Annotated in this window: 21 protein-coding genes, 3 tRNA genes, 1 pseudogene and 1 CRISPR repeat array (1 of these 26 only partly in view); of the genes and pseudogenes, 15 read left to right on the top strand and 10 right to left on the bottom strand. The window is 73.4% G+C overall.

Features of this window, described 5'->3' with window-relative positions:
- Positions 1 to 6: 6 nt before the first annotated feature.
- From AC07FT_RS02235 to AC07FT_RS02220, 4 genes and pseudogenes are all read right to left on the bottom strand, one after another.
- On the bottom strand, positions 7 to 366 hold the full coding sequence (locus AC07FT_RS02235; protein ID WP_479173261.1) for a DUF742 domain-containing protein: 360 nt from the start codon (positions 364 to 366) through the stop codon (positions 7 to 9).
- Positions 363 to 809, bottom strand: a complete 447-nt coding sequence (locus AC07FT_RS02230) for a roadblock/LC7 domain-containing protein (RefSeq protein ID WP_254740237.1) — start codon at positions 807 to 809, stop codon at positions 363 to 365. The genes AC07FT_RS02235 and AC07FT_RS02230 overlap by 4 nt, the downstream gene beginning before the upstream one ends.
- Positions 809 to 2167, bottom strand: coding sequence for an ATP-binding protein (locus tag AC07FT_RS02225; protein WP_479173259.1), 1359 nt, complete (start codon positions 2165 to 2167; stop codon positions 809 to 811). The genes AC07FT_RS02230 and AC07FT_RS02225 overlap by 1 nt, the downstream gene beginning before the upstream one ends.
- Positions 2168 to 2299: 132 nt before the next feature.
- Positions 2300 to 2623 (bottom strand): annotated as a pseudogene (locus AC07FT_RS02220) (ATP-binding protein); the annotation flags it as partial.
- Between the two features lie 168 nt (positions 2624 to 2791).
- On the opposite strand from AC07FT_RS02220, the gene AC07FT_RS02215 reads away from it, so the two are divergent.
- The 4 genes from AC07FT_RS02215 (at position 2792) to AC07FT_RS02200 (ending at position 5948) form a co-directional block, all read left to right on the top strand.
- Complete coding sequence (locus AC07FT_RS02215; protein ID WP_479173257.1) at positions 2792 to 3310, top strand: hypothetical protein; 519 nt, start codon at positions 2792 to 2794, stop codon at positions 3308 to 3310.
- An 84-nt stretch (positions 3311 to 3394) separates the two neighbouring features.
- Positions 3395 to 4177, top strand: coding sequence for a sulfite exporter TauE/SafE family protein (locus AC07FT_RS02210; protein ID WP_471204326.1), 783 nt, complete (start codon positions 3395 to 3397; stop codon positions 4175 to 4177).
- A gap of 187 nt (positions 4178 to 4364) precedes the next feature.
- On the top strand, positions 4365 to 4907 hold the full coding sequence (locus tag AC07FT_RS02205; RefSeq protein WP_479173381.1) for a CAP domain-containing protein: 543 nt from the start codon (positions 4365 to 4367) through the stop codon (positions 4905 to 4907).
- 123 nt (positions 4908 to 5030) lie between these two features.
- Complete coding sequence (locus AC07FT_RS02200; protein WP_479173255.1) at positions 5031 to 5948, top strand: hypothetical protein; 918 nt, start codon at positions 5031 to 5033, stop codon at positions 5946 to 5948.
- Between the two features lie 76 nt (positions 5949 to 6024).
- On the opposite strand, the gene AC07FT_RS02195 is transcribed toward AC07FT_RS02200, so the two are convergent.
- Complete coding sequence (locus tag AC07FT_RS02195) at positions 6025 to 6387, bottom strand: cupin domain-containing protein (protein ID WP_479173253.1); 363 nt, start codon at positions 6385 to 6387, stop codon at positions 6025 to 6027.
- Positions 6388 to 6530: 143 nt separating this feature from the next.
- Between AC07FT_RS02195 and cutA the strand changes: the two genes are divergently transcribed.
- Positions 6531 to 6854, top strand: a complete 324-nt coding sequence (cutA, locus tag AC07FT_RS02190) for a divalent-cation tolerance protein CutA (RefSeq protein WP_479173251.1) — start codon at positions 6531 to 6533, stop codon at positions 6852 to 6854.
- 16 nt (positions 6855 to 6870) lie between these two features.
- Here cutA and AC07FT_RS02185 read toward each other — a convergent pair whose 3' ends face one another.
- Complete coding sequence (locus AC07FT_RS02185; protein ID WP_479173379.1) at positions 6871 to 7596, bottom strand: SanA/YdcF family protein; 726 nt, start codon at positions 7594 to 7596, stop codon at positions 6871 to 6873.
- A gap of 227 nt (positions 7597 to 7823) precedes the next feature.
- Between AC07FT_RS02185 and AC07FT_RS02180 the strand changes: the two genes are divergently transcribed.
- A complete protein-coding gene (locus AC07FT_RS02180) occupies positions 7824 to 8807 on the top strand; it encodes an adenosine deaminase (protein WP_479173250.1) in 984 nt (327 codons plus the stop codon).
- Positions 8808 to 8914: 107 nt separating this feature from the next.
- Positions 8915 to 9373 carry a MarR family winged helix-turn-helix transcriptional regulator gene (locus AC07FT_RS02175; protein WP_479173249.1) on the top strand — a complete coding sequence of 153 codons (459 nt, stop codon included), beginning with the start codon at positions 8915 to 8917 and terminating at the stop codon, positions 9371 to 9373.
- Positions 9374 to 9476: 103 nt separating this feature from the next.
- On the opposite strand, the gene AC07FT_RS02170 is transcribed toward AC07FT_RS02175, so the two are convergent.
- On the bottom strand, positions 9477 to 11672 hold the full coding sequence (locus tag AC07FT_RS02170; RefSeq protein WP_479173247.1) for a molybdopterin oxidoreductase family protein: 2196 nt from the start codon (positions 11670 to 11672) through the stop codon (positions 9477 to 9479).
- Positions 11673 to 11940: 268 nt separating this feature from the next.
- Here AC07FT_RS02170 and AC07FT_RS02165 point away from each other — a divergent pair, with 268 nt between their 5' ends.
- The 5 genes from AC07FT_RS02165 to AC07FT_RS02145 all read left to right on the top strand — a co-directional run bounded on the left by AC07FT_RS02165 (position 11941) and on the right by AC07FT_RS02145 (position 19690).
- Positions 11941 to 12750 (top strand): sirohydrochlorin chelatase, encoded by an 810-nt coding sequence (locus AC07FT_RS02165; RefSeq protein WP_479173245.1) that lies wholly within the window; start codon positions 11941 to 11943, stop codon positions 12748 to 12750.
- Entirely contained in the window at positions 12747 to 14141 is a 1395-nt protein-coding gene (locus tag AC07FT_RS02160; protein ID WP_479173243.1) for a deoxyguanosinetriphosphate triphosphohydrolase, read from the top strand. The genes AC07FT_RS02165 and AC07FT_RS02160 overlap by 4 nt, the downstream gene beginning before the upstream one ends.
- Before the next feature lie 639 nt (positions 14142 to 14780).
- Positions 14781 to 16076 carry an NAD(P)/FAD-dependent oxidoreductase gene (locus AC07FT_RS02155; protein WP_479173241.1) on the top strand — a complete coding sequence of 432 codons (1296 nt, stop codon included), beginning with the start codon at positions 14781 to 14783 and terminating at the stop codon, positions 16074 to 16076.
- 113 nt (positions 16077 to 16189) lie between these two features.
- A complete protein-coding gene (gene dnaG, locus AC07FT_RS02150) occupies positions 16190 to 18142 on the top strand; it encodes a DNA primase (protein ID WP_479173239.1) in 1953 nt (650 codons plus the stop codon).
- Positions 18143 to 18343: 201 nt separating this feature from the next.
- Positions 18344 to 19690 carry an RNA polymerase sigma factor gene (locus tag AC07FT_RS02145; protein WP_479173237.1) on the top strand — a complete coding sequence of 449 codons (1347 nt, stop codon included), beginning with the start codon at positions 18344 to 18346 and terminating at the stop codon, positions 19688 to 19690.
- Between the two features lie 101 nt (positions 19691 to 19791).
- Here the strand turns inward: AC07FT_RS02145 and AC07FT_RS02140 are convergent, their stop codons facing one another.
- Together AC07FT_RS02140 and AC07FT_RS02135 are read right to left on the bottom strand one after the other, a co-directional pair.
- Entirely contained in the window at positions 19792 to 21258 is a 1467-nt protein-coding gene (locus AC07FT_RS02140; RefSeq protein WP_479173235.1) for an FGGY family carbohydrate kinase, read from the bottom strand.
- A gap of 25 nt (positions 21259 to 21283) precedes the next feature.
- The gene (locus tag AC07FT_RS02135; protein WP_479173234.1) at positions 21284 to 21556 is read right to left on the bottom strand and encodes a YtxH domain-containing protein; all 273 of its coding nucleotides are present in this window, start codon (positions 21554 to 21556) and stop codon (positions 21284 to 21286) included.
- Between the two features lie 226 nt (positions 21557 to 21782).
- Between AC07FT_RS02135 and AC07FT_RS02130 the strand changes: the two genes are divergently transcribed.
- From AC07FT_RS02130 to AC07FT_RS02120, 3 genes are all read left to right on the top strand, one after another.
- A tRNA-Asn gene (locus AC07FT_RS02130) sits at positions 21783 to 21855 on the top strand.
- Positions 21856 to 21860: 5 nt separating this feature from the next.
- Positions 21861 to 21936: transfer RNA gene (locus AC07FT_RS02125), tRNA-Asn, on the top strand.
- 195 nt (positions 21937 to 22131) lie between these two features.
- Positions 22132 to 22205 (top strand) — tRNA-Ile (locus AC07FT_RS02120).
- 255 nt (positions 22206 to 22460) lie between these two features.
- On the opposite strand, the gene AC07FT_RS02115 is transcribed toward AC07FT_RS02120, so the two are convergent.
- Positions 22461 to 22724: a hypothetical protein gene (locus tag AC07FT_RS02115; RefSeq protein WP_479173232.1), complete on the bottom strand. Its 264-nt coding sequence runs from the start codon at positions 22722 to 22724 to the stop codon at positions 22461 to 22463.
- Positions 22725 to 23009: 285 nt separating this feature from the next.
- Positions 23010 to 23395: a CRISPR direct-repeat array (repeat unit 29 nt; unit sequence GGGACCAACCCCGCGGGTGCGGGGATCAC); it runs 133 nt beyond the window's last position.

Genomic DNA, 23395 nt, shown 5'->3' with positions numbered 1-23395 from the left:
GAGATCTCAGAGCTGGCTCTCAAGCCCATTGAGCACCTTCCTCAGCAAGTCCAAATCGGCACGCTCGGCCGCCCTGATCGGCGGGCGTGCCACGATGTGCCCCCAGTCGATGAGATCGGCGAGCAGCACCTGCACCACCGCGGGTGGCTGACCCAGGTGTGCCGCGACCTCCGCCACCGACAGCAACCCCCGGCAGAAATGGGCGATCCGCCGGTATTCGGGCTGCAGTGTCGGAGGCAGTGTGCTCCCGGAGGCCATGACGAGCGTTTCCAGCGGCAGAGCTTCCCGTGAGGAACCCGCGCGCCCCCCTGTGATCACATAGGGGCGCACCGCGGCCGTGGTCCGTTCCTCCCCGGGACCGGTCATGACGCCGGACTGATCGGCTCCCGCGGCTGACTGCTCAGGTGGGCGCCGATCTTCGCCACCAGCAGCTGCATCTGCTGGGCCACCAGACCGACATCCGCCTCGGTGTCGGTGGCCACCCCCAGCGAGGCGCCCTGACCCGCCGAGGTGAACAGGACGAATCCACTGTCGGACTCGATCATCAGCTGTCGCACCCCCGCCTCCTCACCGAACAGCAGTGACACCGTGGACTGGCTGGTCACCGTCAGCGCGGCGCAGGCGGCGGCCAGCGACTCGGCCTCGGCGACGCCGAGCTGGGACACCTCGCCGCTCAGCCCCTCGGCGGAGCCGTGCCCCATGCGCAGACCGTCCTCCGAGACGACGACGGCATGCCGCACCCCGGGAATCTGGGTCAGGGGACGCAGCATCCATCCAACGTCGGGCAGTCTGGAAATGGTTCCGGCCACTACCGGCCTCCCTCTCGATCCTCTTGGTCATCTCGGTCGCGGTCCCGCGGGGACCGCGCCGCCTCGGCCCGGCCGCGGCGGGTGCCCGCGACCACGCTGGCGACGGAGGCGCGGGCGGCCTCGGGCGTCCACGGGTCCCCGTCCGCCGCCGTGGTGTCGGCAGCCGACGCCGAGAGCGCGGGTGCGGTGGCCGCCGGTCCGGTGGTGTTCCGCGGTGGCGGACGGCGGCGGTTGCGGCGCTGGGGCAGTCCGGGGGCGGCCGGACCCCTCGGTGGCCCCGGATCCGGTGCGGGTTCCGGCTCCGGCTCCGTGGCCTGCGTCGCCTCGTCGGCGGCCACGGCGGCCACGGCGGGCGGTCCGGCGGTCAGGACGGCGGGTTCGGCGACGACCGGCTCCGTGGCCGGCACCGGCGCACCGACGCTGAACTCGGTCAGCAGCCGGTGCGGTACGAAGACCACCACCCGGGTTCCGCCGTACGCGGACGCCGTGGACAGCTCCACCCCGAAGCCCAGCTCCCGCGACCAGCGGCCGGCGCAGGCCAGCCCCAGCCGCGGCACGGCGCCCAGCTGGGCCAGGTCCAGTCCCTCGCGCAGCTGGCCCAGGGCCTGTTCCAGGACGTCGGGCGGCATCCCGAGCCCCGCGTCGTCGATCTCGATGACGGCGCCCGCGGCCACTTCCCGGACCGAGACGGCCACCTGGGTGCGGGAGGGGGAGAACACGGTGGCGTTCTCCAGCAGTTCGGCGACCGTGTGCATCAGGCCCTCGACGGCGGGCGCCACCACGTAGAGGTTCTGGCCGCCGTGCACCTCCACCCGGCCGAACTCCAGGATGCGCGACTGCGCGCCGCGCACGCAGTCGAACAGCGTCACCGGCCGGGTCTCCCGCCGCGCGGGCCAGATCCCGCACATCACCAGCAGGGTCTGCGCCTTGCGGGTCATCTGGGCGGCGGCGTGGTCGGCCTTCATCACCTCGGCCATCAGCCGGGGGTCGGAGACGAACTGCCCCAGGCCGTCCAGCACCTGCTGCTGCACCATCGACATGGCGTGCATGTTCCGGGCCACCGACTCGAACGACGCCTGCACCGAGTCCCGCAGGATCCGCTCCCGGCGCGCCGCCTCGTCCAGATCGGCCCGTACGGCCGCCATCCGTGCCACTTCTTCACCGCGTTCGGCCGCCAGGGCTCGCTCTTCCGCGGAATTGGCGCGTTCTCGTTCGGAAACGGCTTGTTCCCGTTTGGTCTCGGCCCGTGCCGTGACAACGGCCCGGCGCAATCGGGACACCCAAATCAGGCACAGCGACAACACCAGCACCAACAGCACGGACGCGGCCGTGGCGACGGTCTCCGCCCCCGACAGCACCTATGACACCTCCATCCGGGACACGGCCAAGAACGGGCAGATACTACTGACCAAGTGATCAGAAGAGTCTGGTAGTTGCCAAACTCTCACCGCTACGGGCGGAACGGACAACCGTTCTCCGCATTCGGGCAGTCAGGCGGAGACGGCCCGCGGCAGGCGCAACAGCAGCCGGGCACCGCCCTCGGGGCTGGTGAGGACGGTGAGCGTCCCCCCGTGGGCGTGAGCGATGTCATGGGCGATGGCGAGTCCCAGACCGGTGCCGCCGTCCTGGCGGGCCCGGGCGTGATCGAGCCGGGTGAAGCGTTCGAAGACCCGGTCGCGGTCGGCCTCGGGGATCCCGGGACCGTCGTCGTCCACGGTGAGTTCCACGGCGTCCTCGTACCGGCCGACGGTGAGGCGGACCGAGGCGCGGGCGTGCCGACGGGCGTTGTCGGTGAGATTGGTCAGCAGCCGCGAGAGCTGGACCCGGCTGCCGTGGACGACCGGGTCCGCCGCCGGGCCGCTTCAGCGGGGCCTCAGCGCCGGTGCGGCACGGTGGGCGGGCCGGTCGGCCGAGTGCCCCGGCCGGCGGACTCCCCTGACGGACGGCGGAGTCCGGCCCCTCGATCAAGGAGACAGATGACGATGTCGACCAGGCCCCGTTCCACAGCGGCCAAGCGCCGCAAGATCCTGTTCGTCGTGGCCGCCGGTGCCCTCGCCATGGGTGCCGCGCCCGCATCCGCCGCCGGGGGCTCCCCTTCCCCCTCCGGCACGCTGGAGAAGCACCGCGACCGGGTCGCGGTCGTCTGCGATGCCGTGGAGTGGCACGACGGGGCGGACGCGCGGGCCGAGGGATCCGTCCCCGGGAAGGGGAAGACCAAGGAGGAGACCCCGTCGCAGACCCTGTGCGGCAAGGTGCTGCCCGGCACGCCCGGTAAGCCCGGCGACCAGTGCGTGGTGGTCGTCATGAAGCACGAGACCGGACCGAAGAAGGCGACACCCGCACTGCCCGGTCGGCACGGTGAGCGCGTCAAGCGCGGTGAGCGGGTCGAGCGGGTCCGCCCGGCCCGGCCCATCAAGATCGACAAGCTGGACCGGTCCGTGCGGCCGGGCGAGGTGTGCGGCATGTTCCTGATCAAGGAAGCCAAGACCGTCGCGCGCTGATCACCGGCACCGGCCGCCGCCGGGAGACCGGCCGGACCCGGGGCTCCGGGTCCGGCCGACCGGGGCCGTTCTAGGCTCCTGACCATGCCTGACATATCCCTGACGACGCTGCTCCTGCTCTGTCTGACCGCGGCGGCGGCCGGCTGGATCGACGCCGTCGTGGGAGGCGGGGGACTGCTGATGCTCCCCGCCCTGCTGGTGGGACTTCCGCATCTCCAGCCCGCGTTCATCCTCGGCACCAACAAGGCGGTCGCCATCTGCGGCACCACGGGCGCCGCCGTCACCTACACCCGCAAGGCGCCCCTGGACCTGTGGATCGCCGTCCGGATCGGCGTGGCCGCCGCCACCGGCTCGCTCGCCGGGGCGTACCTCGCCTCGGGCATCGACAGCGGTGTGCTCCGCCCGCTCATCATGGCCGTCCTGCTGGCGGTCCTCGCGTTCGTCCTGCTGCGGCCCACCTTCGGCGCCGGCCCCGCGCTGACCGGCCCGGTGTCCCGCCACCGCGTGCTCGCCGCGGTCCTCGGAGTGGGTCTGGGCATCGGCTTCTACGACGGTCTCATCGGCCCCGGCACCGGTACGTTCCTCGTCCTCGCCCTGGCCGCGACCCTCGGCACCGATCTGGTCACCTCGTCCGCCACCGCCAAGGTGGTGAACGTCTGCACCAACCTCGGCGCCCTCGTCACGTTCGGCCTCCAGGGCACCGTCCTGTGGCGCTTGGCCGCCGTCCTCGCCTGCTTCAACCTCGTGGGCGGCATGGTGGGCGCGCGGATGGCCCTCAAGCGGGGGAGCGGTTTCGTCCGCGGCGTGCTGGTGGTGGTCGTGGTCTCCCTGGTGTGCAAGCTGGGGTACGACCAGTGGATCGCCTGAACGGCACCCCGATGACACCGTGAATTCGGTGCGGGATCACCGCATTCGGGAATCAACCCCAGACTGTCTGAGCCTGAGCCAAGATTTTCTTCTCCTCCACGGTCGCGGCCCGTTCCGCGAATTCCGCCCCGGCCCGCTCTCTTGGTCGAAGCGTGAGACGCGCGGTGCCCACCGGCGCAGAGTGCGGATGATTCCCCTCGGCATCGTGGCCGCCGTCGGCGTGGTCGCCGGATCGGCGGCGGTGTTCTCCTCCCAGGACGACGCCACGGCCGGTGAGACCTTCCCCCAGGCGTCGCACCCGGCCACTCCCGAGGGCACCTCCGCTCCCGCCCCCACCGCCTCGGCAGCCACCTCCGCGCCGAAGCCGGGGAAGGTGGCGCGCTACGAGGCGGAGATCAACCGTCTGGTCAACAAGGCCCGCGCCGACCACGGCTGCGCCCCGCTGCACCGCGACCCCCGGCTGGACCGCGCGGCCCGGCTGCACAGCCAGGACATGGCAGCCCACAGCCACTACTCCCAGACCGGCACCAATGGTTCCGGCCCCAAGGAGCGGATGGAGGCGCAGGGGTACCACGACGCCTCGGCGGAGAACATCGACGCCTGGCCGAGGACCCCCAAGGGCGCGTTCGACGCCTGGATGCACAGCCCCGGCCACCGGGCGAACATCCTCTCCTGCCGTTCCAAGGCGACGGGCATAGGCGTGGCCCTCGGCGGCAAGCACCGGGCCTAATGGACGCAGGACTTCGGCCACAAGTAGGAGCGGGCGCGAGGGCGGCGGCCGGACGGTTCCCGTGCCCGGAATTGAGTAGCCGTACTCAGGCGCCCGGCCGTCGCGCCGACGCACCATCGGGCGGTGGAGACCGCCGGGAGACGATGGACGCGCATCCCCCTTGCCACCGGACCGGTGTGGCTGCTGGGGGCGCTGCTGATACCCCTGGGCCACCGGCTCGCGTCCCTGCCGTGGTGGGGGCGGGGCACGGCCGGAGCCCTGGTGGTGCCGGCCGTCGTCGCGGCGGCCATGGTGGCGGCGCTCGCCCACGGCCCCGCCCCGGTCCACCGCGCGGTCCCGATGTGCCGTACGGCGGTGGGCCGGTGGGCCTGGGCCGTGATGGTGTGCTGCGGCGGCACGGTCGGACTCGCGGCCGGTGCCGGTGCCCGGCGGGCAGGAGCGCTGGACACGGGCGGTCCGCTGTCCCGCGCGGCCCTGTGCGGAGTGCCCTACGCGCTGGTGGCGGCGCTGTTCATCACGGGCGTGGCGGTCCGGACCGTCTCCGGGGTGGCCATGCTCGGCGTGGTGGCGTACGGCACCGCCGTGACCCACAAGGCGCGCCAGACGGAGGAGGTCCGGGCGCTGATGACCGGCACCTCGCTGGTCCGGCGGGAACTGGTGCTGCCCGATCCGCCCGCCGGTTACCGGCTGGACGAGGGCAACGGCGAGCTGGCGGACGACGACTTCCGGGTCCGGTACGTGTACACGGGCGCGGGGCGCGAACGGCCCGATGTGGTGTTCGCCGTCCGCCGCGACCCCGGCGCCCACGCGTGCGGCGGACGGCGCGACGGGCGGATCACCGAGTCGGTCCGGACACGCGGCGAGGGAAGCGGGAGCATCGTCCTGACCCGCCACCGTGACGGACTGCGGCTCACCGTCACCGCCCACGGGGCGGCCCGGCCGGACGCGGTGGACCGGGGCGAGCTGCGGCGGATGCTGCGGAAGGCCCGTACGGCCGGCGACGGTCAGGTGCTGCGCGCGCTGCGCCGCCCGGTGGCCTGACGGGTGCCGGGCGGGATCGCCCGCGATGACGTCCCGGGCCCGGGCGCGCCGTCCGGGAGACCGCGGACCGGGGCCGTCACGCGGTGACCGCGTCCTCGGCGGGGGCGGGACAGCCGACCGTCGCGGTCACCGCCGTCAGCAGCACCACCGAGTCCTCCAGGGCACGCAGCCCGTGCCGCCCGTGCGGGATGCGGTGCACCTGCCCCGCGATGAGTTCGGTGCTCCCGCCGTCGGCACCGGTCAGCCGGACATGGCCGTGCAGCACCTGGAGGCTCGCCGCCGGGGGCGCGTTGTGCTCGTCGAGCTCACAGCCGGAGACCATCGCGATCACGCTCTGCCGCAGGGGTCCGTCGTGCAGGAACAGATGGGCGCTGCGCCCGTGCGGATCGGCTCTCGCCTGGTCCAGATGGTGGCGCGCGAGCGCGGTGAGGTCATCCATGAGTGCCCCTCGATCGGCCTGGTCTGATCGTCGCCGGGTTCTCTCAATCGTCACCGGCTAGCGTGGTGCGCGCCAGTTCACCGGTGGGGTCCCGGGCGGAGCCGGGAGGCCCCGGAGCCGCCCAGGAGAGAGGTTCAGCAGCCGTGGCCGACCATCTGACCGTCCTGACCACCACCGACACCCCCGAGAAGGCCGAGGCGCTGGCGCGCGGGGCCGTGGAGGCGCGGCTGGCGGCGTGTGCGCAGATCAGCCAGCCCGTCACGTCGGTGTACCGGTGGGAGGGGGCCCTCGAGACTTCGGCCGAGTGGCAGGTCCTGTTCAAGACCACCGCCGCGCGGTACGAGGAGCTGGAGGCACATATCCGCGAGGCGCACGACTACGATACCCCCGAGGTCATCGCCACCCCGATCACCAACGGCAGCGAGGACTACCTGGCCTGGGTGGTCACGGAGACGACCATCGGCTGACCCGCGGTCCCGCCCGTCAGCGGTGACCGGCGTCCGCCGCCAGCGCCTCCTCCAGGCCCCGTTCCCGGGGCCCCAGGAAGGCCGGATCCGGCCGGAAGGCCGCGTCCAGGACCGCCTTGTTCGCCGCCAGTACCTCGCGCAGCGCACCGTAGTTCCAGGTCACGTCGTGCGGCTCGTCGACCGCCACCCCGTACGCGTCGATCCCCGCGGCACCGCACAGGGCCAGGGCCCGCTGAATGTGGAAGCCCTGGCTCACCAGGACCGCCCGGCGCACCCCGAAGATCCGCCGGGCGCGGCTGCACGAGTCCCAGCTGTCGAAGCCCGCGTAGTCGCGCACGATCCGCCCCTCGGGTACGCCGTGCCGGGCCAGATAGGCGCGCATCGCGTCCGGCTCGTTGTAGTCCTGGCGGCTGTTGTCGCCGGTCACCAGCAGCGCCCGCACCTTGCCCGCCCGGTAGAGCCGCGCGGCGGTGTCCAGCCGGTGCGCCAGGTACGGGGACGGCGCCCCGTTCCACAGCCCGGCCCCGAAGACCACCCCGACCGGGGCCGCGGGCACGTCCGCGACCGTGCGGATCCGGTCCTCGGTGGTCAGCCGCAGCCAGGTCGCGGGAAGCAGCGCCAGGACGCACAGCGCCGCGCCGGTCTGGAAGAGCCGCCGCTGTTCCCGCCGCGTACGCCGCCGGAACAGCCGCCGGAGCCGCCGCCGCGCCCGGTACCACGGCGTCATCGCGGCCCACCGCATCCGCTCGAACCGCGCCCCCACACGCCCCATCCGTCCCCCCCGACCCGTCTTGCCGGCCCTGCGTCCGTCGGGCTGAGGGACGACCACGGGCGCCGTGCGGTTGCGTTCCGGCCGCGTTCCGGCCGTGTTCCGGCCGCGTCGCAGGGGGGTGGCGATCAGCCCGGCGGGCCCCTTCCGCATAGCCTGGGGACGTTCCGTACGACCGAGAAAACAGGTGTGATCAAGCCGTGCCCCCGATCCCCACAGCAGAGCTCCACCTCCATATCGAGGGCACCCTGGAGCCCGGACTCGCCTTCGCGCTCGCCGGGCGCAACGGCGTCGTGCTGCCCTACGGCACCGAGGACGAGCTGCGGGCCGCGTACTCCTTCACCGACCTCCAGGACTTCCTGGACCTGTACTACGCGCTGATGGCCGTGCTGCGCACCGAGGACGACTTCGCCGACCTCGCCCACGCGTACCTGGCCCGCGCCCGGGAACAGGGCGTGCGGCACGCGGAGATCTTCTTCGACCCGCAGGCCCACACCGAGCGCGGCGTCCCCATCGGCACCGTCATCGGGGGCCTGTCGCGGGCCCTGGACACCGCCCAGGAGACCTACGGCATCACCACCCGCCTCATCATGTGCTTCCTGCGCGACAAGAGCGCGGAGTCCGCCCTGGAGACGTTCGAGTCGGCCCGGCCCCACCTGGACCGGATCGCCGCCGTCGGCCTGGACTCGGCCGAGGTCGGCAACCCGCCGTCGAAGTTCCGCGAGGTGTACGCGCGGGCCCGGGAGGCCGGGCTGAAGTGCGTGGCGCACGCGGGGGAGGAGGGCCCGCCCGCGTACGTGTGGGAGGCGCTGGACGTCCTCGGTGTGGACCGGATCGACCACGGTGTGCGCTGCCTGGAGGACGAGGCACTGGTCGCGCGGCTGGTCGCGGACCAGGTCCCGCTGACCGTGTGCCCGCTGTCCAACGTCCGGCTGCGCGTCGTCGACCGCCTCGAGGACCATCCACTGCCCGCGATGCTGGACGCCGGGCTGCTGGTGACGGTGAACTCCGACGACCCCGCCTACTTCGGCGGCTACGTGGGCGACAACTACACCGCCGTGCGGACCGCGCTCGGGCTCGACGACGCCACCCTGCGCACCCTGGCCCGCAACTCCTTCCGCGCCGCCTTCCTGGACGAGCCGACGCGGGCGGCCTATCTGAAGGAAGTCGGGGAGACCGGATAGCGGCGGTTGACCTCACCTCGGGTTCAACTTCTACGTTCATGAGCAGTCGCGTGACCCGGTCACGCGATCAGTCCCACGGACGGACGAAGCGAAATGAGGACAGGGTGATGGAGTACTCCCACAGCGACGCCGAACTGGTCCGGCAGCCCATCGGCTACTGGTCCTGGGCCGCGCACACCTCGGTGGTGACCCACATCCGCGCCGGGCTGGCCGAGTTCGGCCTCAGCCAGCCCCAGTGGTGGGTGCTCAACCAGGTGTTCGACGGCGGTGCGGACGGCCGCCTCCGTGAGCGGGTGCGGTCGGTCCTGGAGGGCTACCTGGACGCGGGCGACACCCTCGAGCCGGAGATCGACGCCCTTCTGCAGCGCGGTCTGCTCGTGTCCGGCGAGGGGGCGCGGCTCCGGCTGACCGACGAGGGAGGGGCGTTGCGCGAACGGGCCGCGGAGCGCCAGCTCCAGATGCGCGCGCGGATCCACGAGGGCATCGACGACGACACCTATGTGACCGTCCTCAAGGTCCTCCAGCGGATGATCCACAACACCGACGGCAAGGCCTGGCACCACTGACCGCTCCCGGCGGCGCGGGGACGACCGGCATCTCCCACGCCCGGTACGGGCCCCGCCGGACCAACCCCCGCGGGTGCGGGGGACGGGCGGGGCGGCCCGGGGATCAGCCCCCGGCCAGCTCCACCCGTACCGCGCACACCTTGAACTCCGGCATCCGCGAGACCGGGTCCAGCGCCGGGTTGGTGACCGTGTTGGCCCGGCCCGGCCCCGCCCAGTGGAACGGCATGAACACCGTGTCCGGCCGGATGTCCCGGCTGATCCGCGCCGGGGCCACGGTCCGGCCGCGGCGGGAGACCACGGCGAGCGGAGCCCCCTCCGCCGCGCCCAGCCGGTCCGCGAGCAGCGGATGGAGCTGGACGAACGGCCCGGGCGCGGCCTCGTTCAACTCCGCCACCCGCCGGGTCTGGGCGCCCGACTGGTACTGGGACAGCACCCGGCCCGTGGTGAGCAGCACGGGGTACTCCGCGTCCGGCTCCTCGGCGGCGGGCCGGTGGGTGACGGGAACGAAACGGGCCCGTCCGTCGGCGGTGGCGAACCGTTCGAGGAAGAGCCGCGGTGTACCGGGATGAGGCGCGACCGTCCCGGCCGGACCCGCATCCCCCGTCCCCGCCCGGTCGCCCTCCGGTCCGGCCCCGGTCCGTTCCCCGTCCCCGGCCGGGGCCGGACAGGGCCAGAACACACCGTCCTCGTGCGCGATCCTGCGGTAGGTGATGCCCGAGTAGTCCGCGGGGCCGCCGGCCGACGCGCGGCGCAGTTCGTCGAAGACTTCCTCCGGGTCGGCGGGGAACCCCTTCTCCCAACCGAGCCGCGCCGCCAAGGCGTTCAGCACCGCCAGGTCCGTCCGCACACCCGGCGGCGGGGAGACGGCCGCCCGGCGCAGGATGACCCGGCCCTCCAGGTTGGTCGTCGTGCCCGTCTCCTCGGCCCACTGGGCCACCGGCAGGACGACGTCCGCGAGCGCGGCCGTCTCGGAGAGCACGACGTCCGCGACCGCCAGGAAGTCCAGCGAGCGCAGCCGCGATTCGATGTGGGCCGCGCGGGGCGCGGAGACCAGCGGGTTGGAGCCCATGAGCAGCAGCCCCCGCACCTCGCCGCCGAGCGCGTCCAGCAGTTCGTACGCGCTGCGCCCCGGGCCCGGCAGCGCGTCGGGGTCCACGCCCCAGACGCCCGCCACATGAGCGCGCGCGGCGGGGTCGTCCAGTTTGCGGTAGCCGGGGAGCTGATCGGCCTTCTGGCCGTGTTCCCGGCCGCCCTGGCCGTTGCCCTGGCCGGTGAGACAGCCGTAGCCGGACAGCGGGCGCCCGGCGCGGCCGGTGGCCAGGCACAGGTTGATCCAGGCGCCGACGGTGTCCGTGCCCTTGGACTGCTGCTCGGGGCCGCGCGCGGTGAGCACCATCGCGTTCTCCGCGTCGCAGAACATGCCGATCGCCCGCCGGAGTTCGGGCACCGGGACACCGGTGATCCGCTCGACCAGTTCCGGCCAGTGGGCCATGGCGGCGGCCCGTGCCTCCGCCCAGCCCGTGGTCCGCCGCGCGATGAACTCCTCGTCCACCCGCCCCTCCGCCACCACCAGGTGCAGCAGCCCCAGGGCCAGCGCGAGATCGGTCCCGGGCCGGGGGGCGAGGTGCAGATCGGCCTGTTCGGCGGTGCGCGTACGGCGCGGATCGACCACGATCAGCCGCCCGCCCGCCTCCCGCAGCTCGGTCAGATAGCGCAGCGCGGGCGGCATCGTCTCGGCGAGGTTGGAGCCCACGAGGATCACACAGCCCGTGCGGGAGACGTCCGCCAGCGGGAACGGCAGGCCCCGGTCCAGGCCGAAGGCCCGCTGGTGGGCCGCGGCGGCCGAGGACATGCAGAACCGGCCGTTGTAGTCGATCTGCGAGGTGCCGAGCACCACCCGCGCGAACTTCCCCAGCGCGTACGCCTTCTCGTTGGTCAGCCCGCCGCCGCCGAACACCCCCACCGCGTCCGGACCGTGCGCCCCGCGGGTGGCCGCGAGGCCGTCCGCTACCCGGTCGAGGGCCTCCTCCCAGGTGGCCGGTTCGAGCCGACCGGTGTCAGGGCGGCGGACCAGCGGCCCGGTCAGACGCACCCGGGAGGAGAGCAGGGCGGGCGCCGTGCGCCCCTTGCCGCACAGCGCGCCGCGATTGACCGGGAACGCGGTGCGTTCCACCACCTCGACACCGACGTCCGCCGCCGACGGCCGCAGCGTCATCCCGCACTGCAGCGCGCAGTACGGGCAGTGCGTATCGACGGCGGCGGTGGCGGTGGCGGGTGCGTCCCCAGGAGCGTGCGGCATACGGGGGAGCGTGCTACGCCCGTGTTACGGACCGCGTCCCGGTGCGTTTCGCCTCCGGGAACCGGACCTCAGCGCGTCCCGGAAGCGCCGGTGAAGTCGGCGCAACCACCCGTCACCGCGGCGCAACGGCGGCGCAACACGCCGCTGCCAGGCTCTTCTCATGACGGCGTCGCCCCGCCCGGGTCCTCCCGGTCCCCACGGTCCTTCCGGCCCTCCCCGGCCTCCCGGCCCCACCGGCCCCCACGACTTCGAGAGCACGGCGCAGCTCATGAACCGGATCACCGCACAGCTCCACACCCAGCTCAGCCGCAGGAGGCGGTCGGCCCGCCGCCCCGCGCCGCCCCCGCCGACCCTGGTCGCCGTCGCCCACGGCAGCCGGGACCCCCGTGCGCTGCGCACCGTGACCGCGCTCCTGGACCGGGTCCGGGCGCTCCGCCCCGAGGTGCCGGTGCGCCTGGGCCACATCGAGCTGAACCAGCCGCTGCTGACCGACACCCTCGCCGCCCTGCGCGGTGACGTCGTGGTGGTGCCGCTGCTCCTGGGCCGCGGCCACCACACCAAGCGGGACATCCCGGCCACCGTCGCCGCCGCGGCCCACCTCCGCGCCCGGATCGCCGGCCCGCTGGGCCCGCACCCCCTGCTGGCCGAGGCCCTGTATGCCCGGCTGGCAGAGGCGGCCCGGCGGCCCGGGGCGCCCACCGCCGCGCCGGGCGGTGTGGTCCTGGCCTCCGCGGGCTCCAACGACCCGGACGCGGCCGTCGACACCGCCCGTACCGCCGAGCTGCTCAGCACCCGGCTCGGCGGTGCCCCGGTCCTGCCCGGACACGCCTCCGGCACCGGGCCCCGCGTGTCCGACGCGCTGCGCGCACTGGCCGGCCTGGGCCATGAGCGGCCCGCGGTGGCCTCGTACTTCACCGCTCCCGGCCGCTTCGCGAGCCAGTGCGCGGACGCCGCCCCGGGGGTCGCGGCGGCCCCGCTCGGCGCCCATCCGGCCGTCGCCCGGCTCGTTCTGCACCGCTACGAACAGGCCCTCGCGAGTGCTCCCTTGTCACACGGGGCGGTTACCGTCGGTGTATGAACAGCCCAGCAGGACCTGATCCCGACCCTTCCGACGCGTCGTACCGGCCCGGAACCACCGGTGAGGCCACGGCCCGCCGGATCCCCGGCTACGACGCTGCGGATCTCGAGCGGTGGGCGGCCGAGCCCGACAAACGGCCGGGCCGCACCGCCTTCCAGCGGGACCGGGCCCGGGTGCTGCACTCCGCCGCCCTGCGCAGACTGGCCGGGAAGACCCAGGTGGTGCCCGCCGCCCCGGCCGCCGACCACGGCCCGCCGCGGCGCGCCCCGGCCTGGGACGCCACCCCGCGCACCCGGCTGACCCACTCCCTGGAGTGCGCGCAGGTGGGCCGGGAGCTGGGCGCCGCCCTCGGCTGTGACCCGGATCTGGTCGAGATGGCCTGTCTCGCCCATGACCTCGGCCATCCGCCCTTCGGGCACAACGGCGAGCAGGTGCTCAACGAGATCGCCGCGCCCTGCGGCGGCTTCGAGGGAAACGCGCAGTCACTGCGGCTGCTGGCCCGTCTTGAGCCCAAGCGGTTCGTCCCCGACGAGGAGACCGGCGGCCAGCGCAGCGTCGGTCTCAACCTCACCCGCGCGGCGCTCGACGCCGCCACCAAATACCCCTGGCCGCGCGGTGGCCACCCCCGTGACCCCGGCTCCCCGAAGTTCGGCGTCTACGAGGACGACATCCCGGTCTTCCGCTGGTTCCGGCAGGGCGCCCCCGAAGGCCGTACGACCTTCGAGGCCCAGGTCATGGACTGGTCCGACGACGTGGCGTACTCGGTGCACGACGTCGAGGACGGGCTGCACGCCGGTCATCTCGACCCGGCCAGCCTGCTCGCCGAGCCCGAGCGGGCCGAGGTGTTCGCCGTCGCCGCCGACCGGTACGCGCCCGGCGCCGATCCGCAGGAGCTGGCCGAGGCGCTGGACCGGCTGCTGGAACAGGAGTGGTGGCCCCACGGCTACGACGGCTCACCGGTGGCCCAGGCCCGGCTGAAGGACGCCACCAGCCAGCTGATCGGCCGGTTCTGCCTGGCCGCCGAGGGCGCCACCCGCGCCGCCTACGGCACCGGCCGCTTCACCCGTTACGCGGCCTCGCTGGTGGTGCCCCGCTCCATCCGGCTGGAGTGCGCGGTGCTCAAGGCGGTGGCCGACCGTTACGTCATCCAGCGCGCTGACCAGGAGCTGGTCCGCGCCGACCAGCGGGTGGTCATCGCCGAACTGGGGGAGGCTCTGATCGCCCGCGCCCCGGTCGGGCTGGACCCGCAGTTCCGTGCCCTGTTCGAGGAGGCCGGGGACGACGCCGGGCGGCTGCGCGCGATCGTGGACCAGATCGCCGCCCTGACCGACGCCTCGGCCCGCGCCCTCCACACCCGCCTCACCGAGCCCCGCTCAGCCGACCGGGGATGAGCTTCGGTGCGCCCGGAGCCGACCGCCTGCACAGGCGAACACCACCGAGTCGCGCCCCACGGCCCACCGAGCTGCCCCGGCCGCGCGGAGCGGTGGGCAGCACTCGGCAGGCACGACATGCGGCCCGCCCGGACCGGCACCGGCCACGGCGGTGGCCCGACGCCCCCTCCGCGCACCGCAAGCCTCCGTGGAGCGCCGTGCCCGGTACGCACGATGTACGGCGCGGCCGAACCGGTACCGGGCCCTGGGCGGCGGTTCGGCGTCCAGCGTGCGGGTCCGGGCCGCCCCGGCCGTGCGCACCCGAAGCCCCCGCGCAGCGGGGGGACGCGGACCGTCGGCCCCGTGGCCGTACCGGCCCTTCCCGCCGTACGCCCGGTGCGGGAGGCTCCTCCTTGGCCGGGCGCGGCGCCACGAGGTGTCTGACAAGGGCCATCGAGGACACCGACACATCAGGCCGAGAAGAGACCTCCGACGCCGGACCGGCGGGAGACTGACGGGAGAACGACACACGACACACGGCAGACCGACACGAGTCGCGCGCAACACTCACGCGAGAACGACGCGAGACCCAGGCGCCAGGCCGACGCGACCGGGGTAAGGCAAACGCAGAGCCACTGCTCGGCAGCGAGGAGGAGACAAGTGGTCGACGCACACCAGACGTTCGTCATCGTCGGAGGAGGTCTGGCCGGGGCGAAAGCCGCGGAAACCCTTCGGTCGGAGGGCTTCACCGGCCGGGTGATCCTCATCTGCGACGAGCGCGACCACCCCTATGAGCGGCCACCGCTGTCCAAGGGCTTCCTCACCGGCAGTCAGGAGCGCGACAGCGTCTTCGTCCACGAGCCCGCCTGGTACGCCCAGGCCGATATCGAGCTCCACCTCGGCCAGCCCGCCGTACGGCTGGACCGCGCCGCCAAGGCCGTGACCCTCGGGGACGGCACCCGGATCAACTACGACCGGCTGCTGCTGGCCACCGGCGCCGAACCGCGTCGCCTCGAGATCCCCGGCACCGATCTCGTCGGCGTCCACCACCTGCGCCGTCTGGCCCACGCCGAGCGGCTCAAGGGCGTCCTGGCCGCGCTCGGCCGGGACAACGGCCAGCTGGTCATCGCGGGCGCGGGCTGGATCGGCCTGGAGGTGGCGGCGGCGGCCCGCGGCTACGGCGCCGAGGTCACCATCATCGAGCCGGAGCCCACACCGCTGCACCCGGTCCTCGGCCCGGAACTGGGCGCCCTCTTCGCCGATCTCCACAGCGAGCACGGCGTCCGCTTCCACTTCGGTGCCCGGCTCACCGAGATCACCGGCCAGGACGGCGTGGTGCTGGCGGCCCTGACCGACGACGGCGAGGAGCACCCCGCCCACAGCGTGCTGGCCGCGATCGGCGCCGCGCCGCGGATCGCCCTCGCCGAGGCCGCGGGCCTGGAGGTGGTGGACCGCGCCCTGGGCGGCGGTATCGCGGTGGACGCCGCGCTCCGCACCAGCGACCCGTACATCTTCGCCGCGGGCGACGTCGCCTCCGCCCCGCTCGCCTTCCTGGAGGGCACCCCGGTGCGCGCCGCCCTGCCGCCGAGCGCCCGGCTGCGGGTGGAGCACTGGGCGAACGCGCTCAACGGCGGTCCGGCCGCCGCCCGCGCGATGCTCGGCCAGGACGTCACATACGACCGGGTGCCGTACTTCTTCTCCGACCAGTACGACGTCGGCCTGGAGTACTCCGGCTACGCCCCGCCCGGCTCCTACGACCAGGTCCTGGTCCGCGGGGACGTCGGCAAGCGGCAGTTCATCGCGTTCTGGCTGAACGAGGGCCGGCTGCTCGCGGGGATGAACGTGAACGTGTGGGACGTCACCGGGACCATCCAGGGGCTGATCCGTGCCGGTGCCCGGCTGGACCCGGCGGCCCTGGCCGACCCGGCCGTCCCGCTGGCCTCACTGCTGTCGTAGCCGGGGCCCCGGCCGGTGCCACGGCTCATGCCGTGACGGCGGGACGGCGGCCCGCGTCCCGGGTCCGGCACGGAGCGGAGATCCGTGTCGGACCCCGGCCGTAGAATTCACGCGTGGCAGGCAGGATCAACGATGACGACGTGAGGGCGGTGCGGGACGCGGTCCCGATCGACGCCGTCGTGTCCGAGTACCTCCAGCTGCGGAGCGCGGGGGGCGGCAATCTCAAGGGCCTGTGCCCCTTCCACGACGAGAAGTCCCCGTCCTTCCAGGTCAGCCCCAGCAAGGGGCTGTATTACTGCTTCGGCTGCCAGGAAGGCGGCGACACGGTCGACTTCGTGATGAAGATCGACCACCTCTCCTTCGCGGAGACCATCGAGCGGCTGGCCTCCCAGGCGGGCATCACCCTGCGCTACGAGGAGGGCGGGTACACCCCCGGGCGTCAGCAGGGTGAGCGCACCCGTCTGGTCGAGGCCCACAAGGCGGCGGCGCAGTTCTACGTCGAGCAGCTGGACGGCACCGAGGCGGAGATCGGCCGGAAGTTCCTCGCCGAGCGCGGTTTCGACCAGGCCGCCGCCCAGCACTTCGGCGTCGGCTACAGCCCCGCGGGCTGGGACCACCTGGTCCGCTTCCTGCGCGGCCGCGGCTTCACCGACAAGGAGCTGATCGTCTCCGGCCTCGCCCAGGAGAGCCGCCGCAATCCGATCGACCGCTTCCGCGGCCGTCTGATGTGGCCGATCCGCGACATCACCGGCGAGGTGGTCGGCTTCGGCGCGCGCAAGCTGCGCGACGACGACAACGGTCCCAAGTACCTCAACACCCCCGAGACCCCGCTCTACAAGAAGTCCCACGTCCTGTACGGCATCGACCTCGCCAAGAAGGACATCGCCAAGACCAGCCGGGCGGTCGTCGTCGAGGGCTACACGGACGTCATGGCCTGCCATCTGGCCGGGGTGACCACCGCCATCGCCACCTGCGGCACCTCCTTCGGCGGCGACCACATCAAGATCCTCCGCCGGCTGCTGATGGACAACGCGAGCGCCGAGGTGGTCTTCACCTTCGACGGTGACGCGGCGGGCCAGAAGGCGGCCCTGCGCGCCTTCGAGGACGACCAGAAGTTCGCCGCCGAGACCTATATCGCGATCACCCCGGGCGGGATGGACCCCTGCGAACTGCGGCTCGCGGAGGGCGATGGCGCGGTCAAGGCCCTGGTCGACAGCCGCACCCAGCTGTTCGAGTTCGCCATCCGGCAGATCATCGCGCGCCACAACCTGGACACGGCGGTGGGCCGCGCCGCCGCCCTGGAGGAGGCCGCCCCGGTCGTCGCCGGGATCAAGAACAGCTCCATCCAGCACGAGTCCGCGGTGCACCTCGCGGGTCTGCTGGGCATCCTCGACACCCAGTTCGTCGTCCGGCGCGTCTCACAGCTGGCCCGCTGGGCCCGTGAGCGCGGGCGCGGCCAGGGCGGCGACCAGCGCGGCAGGGGCGATCAGCGCGGCCGTCCGGGCGGCCCCGGCGGGGACGGCGGACCGGGGGGCCGGCGGGGCGGTCCTGAGGCACAGCCCGCCCCGGCGGTCCCGCGCGGCCCGGCGCTCAACCTCCGCAGCCCCGCCCACCGCGTCGAGCGCGAACTGCTGAAGTTGGCCCTCCAGCGCCCCGAGCTGGTCTCCCCGGCCTTCGACGCCTACGGAGTCGACGAGTTCACCGCCCCGCCGTACGCGGCCGTGCGCCGCACCATCGAGGACGCGGGCGGGGCCACCGGCGCCGACGGCGACTATCTCGCCCGGGTCCGGGACACCGCCCCCGACGACACGGTCCGCGCGATGGTCACCGAGCTGGCCGTCGAGCCCCTGCACATCCGCCGGGAGGCGGACGAGGCGTATGCGGGCGTGCAGTTGGTCGCCGTGCGCCTGGCCGCCGTCAACCAGCGGGTGACGGAGGTCCGGGGCGCCCTCCAGCGGCTCGGCCAGCACGCCGACCCCGCCCATCTCGCCGCCGTCCAGAACGAGCTGTGGGTCCTCCAGCAGTACGGACAGTCCCTGCGCGACCGGGGCGCGGCGGCGCTGTAGGGCGCCGCGTCCGCTTCCGGCCTGCCCTTTCCCGGCGTTTTCCTGCCGTCTTCCACCGTCCCACCGGCCTCCCCGGCCCCACGGGTGGACCCCCGGACGATAGATGTAGCCGCCGGGTAGTCAGACGGTCACGGGCCGCTGCGTAAAAAGTGCCCGCACGCCCCTCGTGGCGGGCCTGTCCCGTACTCCACACTGGGGGCGGTGCCTGAGTCCTCGGAGCGCGGCGGTGTCGACCGGCCACTGCCGGATTCCCCCGCAGATCCACTCATGATGGACGGGACGGACGGCGGTGTGGCCGCCGCAGCCGTACCCGATCGTTCTGCCGCTTCAGCAGCGATCACCCTGGAGGTCGCCCCCGTGCAGACCCAGACCCTCTCCGACGCGGCCCCGGCCGCGCCACCGCACTCCCGGCCGTCCCCCTCGCCCGGCGCGGAACCGGCCGCGCCGCCGCGCTCCGCGGACGCCACGGGCGCGCCGGACGCCGGACCGGAGGGGGCGGAGGACATGACGGCGGCACCGGACGCCACCGCGCCGGAGCCCGACGGGCCCGGCGCGGTGGCGCCGCCCGAACCGGACGAGGCCGACGCGGCGGCGCCGCCCGAGCCCGTGCCGTCGGCCGCCCGGCCCGACACCAGCGGCCCGTCGTCCGACCTCTTCCGCCAGTACCTGCGCGAGATCGGCCGTATCCCGCTGCTCTCGGCGGCCGAGGAGGTCGAGCTCGCGCGCCGGGTGGAGGCGGGCCTGTTCGCCGAGGAGAAGCTCGGCACCACCCCCGATCTCGACTCCCAACTCGCCCTGGACCTGGACCGGTTGGTGGTCCAGGGCCGGATGGCCAAACGCCGTCTGATCGAGGCCAACCTCCGCCTCGTCGTCTCCGTCGCCAAGCGCTACATCGGCCGCGGGCTGACCATGCTCGACTTGGTCCAGGAGGGCAACCTCGGCCTGATCCGGGCCGTCGAGAAGTTCGACTACGCACGCGGGTACAAGTTCTCGACGTACGCGACCTGGTGGATCCGCCAGGCCATGTCCCGCGCCCTGGCCGACCAGGCCCGGACCATCCGGGTCCCGGTGCATGTCGTCGAGCTGATCAACCGGGTGGTCCGGGTGCAGCGCCGGATGCTCCAGGAGCGCGGCTACGAGCCCACCCACGAGGAGGTCGCGGCCCAGCTCGACATCACCCCGGAGCGGGTCGGCGAGGTGCTGCGGCTGGCCCTGGAGCCGGTCTCGCTGCACGCGCCGGTCGGCGAGGAGGACGACGTCGCCCTCGGTGACCTCATCGAGGACGGCGACGCCGCGTCCCCCGTGGAGTCGGCGGCCTTCCTGCTGCTCCGCGAACACCTGGAGGCCGTGCTCTCCACCCTCGGCGAGCGCGAGCGCAAGGTCGTCCAGCTCCGCTACGGACTGGTGGACGGCCGCCCGCGGACGCTGGAGGAGATCGGCCGGATCTTCGGCGTGACGCGCGAGCGGATCCGTCAGATCGAGTCGAAGACCCTCAACAAGCTCCGCGACCACGCCTTCGCCGACCAGCTCCGCGGCTATCTGGACTAGACCGTGTCGGCCGGTCCGCCCGGTGGCGAGGTGACCTGCCGTTGCGGTCGGCCCGCAGGGCGCCGGATCGGCCCCGCGGGCGGCACCGGGCCGGCCCGGCGCTAGGCCGGGTCGCCCTCGAACGCACCCGGATGGGTCTGCTCGCGCACCGCGACGTACTGCTGCCGCACGGCCTGCCCCACGGCCAGTTCCTCACCCGGTTCGAAGACCTGGCTGGCCGCCGCGGGCCACCGGGGCGGCTCGTGCGGCGAGAGGGTGCCGTGCGCGGCGCCGAGCGCCCAGGCGGCCTGACGGGCCGCGCCGATGGCGGTGTAGTCCGCGGGCTGGGGCACCACGATCTGCGCGCCCAGCAGCGCGGGCGCGATGGCCCGTACGGCCTGGAGGTCGGCGGCGGGCCCGAGCAGGAAGACCCGCCGCACCTGGACCCCGCGGCCGCGCAGCACGTCCAGCGCGTCCGCGAGCCCGCACAGCATGCCCTCGAAGGCGGCGCGGGCCAGGTGCTCGGGCTTCATCGACTCGCGCCGCAGCCCGGTGAGCGTTCCGGCGGTGTGCGGCAGACGGGGGGTGCGCTCACCCTCCAGATAGGGCAGCAGCACCAGTCCGTACGCACCGGGGGTGGACTTCAGCGCGAGTGCCGACAGCCCCTCCAGATCGGTGCCGAGCAGCTCGGCGGTGCCGCGCAGCACCCGTACGGCGTTCAGCGTGTGCACGACCGGCAGATGCATCCCGGTGGCGTCCGCGTACGACAGGATCGTGCCGGTCGGGTCGGCCAGCGCCTCGTGGTGGACGGAGAAGACCGAACCGGAGGCCCCCAGCGAGATCACCGCGTCCCCGACGCCGACGCCCAGCCCGAAGGCCGCGGCCATCGTCTCGCCGGTCCCGGCGGAGATCAGCAGTCCCTCGGGGGTGTGCCCGGCCGCCTCGGCGGGGCCGATCACCTCGGGCAGCCGCACCTGGTGGCCGAGTGCCAGCTCCACGAGGTCCGGACGCCAGGAGCCGGTGGCCGCCGACCAGTAGCCGGTGCCGGAGGCGGTGCCCCGGTCCGTCGTCCGCCGGTGCGGCCGTCCGAGCAGCTGCCACACCAGCCAGTCGTGCGGCTGCATCAGCTCGGCGACGCGGCGCGCCGCGTCCGGCTCGGTCCGGGTCAGCCAGCGCAGTTTGGCCACCGCCTGGGTGGAGGTCGGCACCGCGCCGACCGCCTGGGCCCACGCGGCGCGGCCGCCGAGCGCCTCGATGATGTCGGCGGCGGCGGCCTGCGCGCGCTTGTCGTTGCCCACCAGCGCCGGGCGCACCAGCGCCCCGCCCGCGTCCAGCGCGACCAGCCCGTGCTGCTGCGCGGAGACGCCGATGGCCTGCACCCCCTCCAGCAGCCCGCCCTCGGCGGCCTCGCCGAGGGAGAGCAGCCAGGACTGCGGGTCCACGTCATGCGGGGAGTCGTACGGCGATCCCTCGCCGCCGACGGCTGGATGCGGGGCGTACCCCTGTTTGAGTACGGCTCCCGTATCCGTGTCACAGACGACGATTCGTGTGCTGTCGGACGAACTGTCCAACCCGGCGACTATCCCCATGGACCAGATGATGCCACCGAGTGCCCTAGGTGTTGGTGGTGCCCCAGTCGTCCTCCCCCAGCGCCCGCTCCTCGCGCTGCCCGCCGATCCGCTCACGGAGCGGCCGCACCTTGCCGAGCGCCTTCACGGCGGCCTGGCGACCGCCGTGCGCGGCCGATTCGGCGGTGTTGCGGACGGCGGGGTTGTGTGCGAACCGCTGCGCGCAGCTGCGCAGCTGCTCGTACCGTTCGCGGCCGGCCCGTGTGCCCAGTACGTAACCAACAGCCAGCCCGGTGATGAACGTCAGCCGGTAGCGCATCGACCTGCCCTTCTGGTTGCCCTTCGCGTCGGACCCCGGGGTCGTGCCGCTCGCCTACCCGCCCGTGCCGCAGATCACCCACAGATCACCGACAGATCATCCGGGGGCCGTCCGCGGGGATACCGATTGGCGGAGCACCCCCCTGCTTGCGCTAATGTATGTGTCGCAGCGAACGCACGCCCTCCGGGAACCCCGGACGGGGGCGCGGTCGAGGCACACGGAGCAATCCCCTGTAGCTCAATTGGCAGAGCAGCCGGCTGTTAACCGGCAGGTTACTGGTTCGAGTCCAGTCGGGGGAGCTCGGTCCCCTGTAGCTCAATTGGCAGAGCATTCGGCTGTTAACCGGAGGGTTACTGGTTCGAGTCCAGTCGGGGGAGCCAACGGGAGAGGGCCCTGCGGGGCCCTTTTTCATGTCCGGTTCAGCCCCGGGCAGGGGTGCTCCGAACGGCGGAACGACGAGATCAAGCCATGATCGAGCCGCAGGCGCGTCCAACATCGGCCTGCCGGAGCAGCAGATCGTATGAGCGGCTATGCTGCGGCAGACGGCGCGCACATCTGTGAAGGCGCGCCGTTACGGGGCGGTAGCTCAGCCGGTTAGAGCAGCGGACTCATAATCCGTCGGCCGTGGGTTCGAGTCCCACCCGCCCCACCGCGCAGATATTCGCGAAAACGTTCCTGACCTGGTTTTTCAGGTCGGGAACGATCTTTTTGAGCCGGGTGTCGCACCGTACCCCGCCCCAGCCCGTCAGCACGGCAATGACACCGCCCACGATCGTGTCCCACAACGGGACAACGAGCCGGGTGCCCGGATGGACACGAGGGGCAGCGCCCTTCGGCCCGAACCCGCCCCCTCGGGCCGGAGCCCGAGGGGGCGACAGGACCGAGCCGTGGTCCGAAGCGGCGGTCAGCGGCCGATGACGTTGGAGCAGTTGCTGCCGATGTCGATGGCCCCGACCGGAGCGGCCCCGCCGACCGGCGCGAGGGTCCCGGTCGCGGTGTCGCAGTCGTTCGACTGGAAGATGAAGCTGAAGCTGTTGACGGTGATCCCGTTGCCGCTGTCGCCGAGCCCGGCGGACGGCACCCCGTACGCGGCCGCACTGCCCGCGCCGGCCATCACCAGCGTCGCGGACGCCGCGGCGAGGAGCGCTGCCTTCTTACCGATTCGCATCTGATTCCTCCGGATGAGCCATAAGGCCAAATATCTGACGATCAGATCCAACGGCTTGGCGCTGCCCGCGCCGGGCAAACGCGGCGGCGGGTAACTCGCCCGATGCCGAAATTCGCCGGTTCTGCCCAAAGGATTCCGCCGATCGCCGCCGCCCCGCCCAGCGGAGCCCCCAGCCCACTGCCGGCAGCCCGGCTGCTGCTCCGAGGGAGGAACGCCGCCGCGGCCGGGGGCGACCCCCGGGTGCGGGGAGCACGGCAGGTGGACCGCGAATCCGTGGACAACGCCGGGACCAACCCCGCGGGTGCGGGCAGCACGGGTTCTCATAGAAGCCGCTGTATTTGGTGGCGGGACCAACCCCGCGGGTGCGGGGAGCACCACAGGGAGTCCGGCAGCCGAATGGTGGTGTCGGGACCAACCCCGCGGGTGCGGGGATCACTGCACGCACAAGTCGTGCCGCCCGGAGAGGCAGGGACCAACCCCGCGGGTGCGGGGATCACCACCTCGCCATCGTGCACGGTCGTCCGGCCGCGGGACCAACCCCGCGGGTGCGGGGATCACCACCTCGCCATCGTGCACGGTCGTCCGGCCGCGGGACCAACCCCGCGGGTGCGGGGATCACCGGTAGCCGAGGTGCTCGAATCGCTGGGGTCTGGGACCAACCCCGCGGGTGC

This window comes from Streptomyces sp. NPDC045899 (assembly GCF_056431485.1).
The sequence above is the reverse complement of the archived record's forward strand: the minus strand, read 5'-3'. Positions and strand labels throughout refer to the sequence as shown.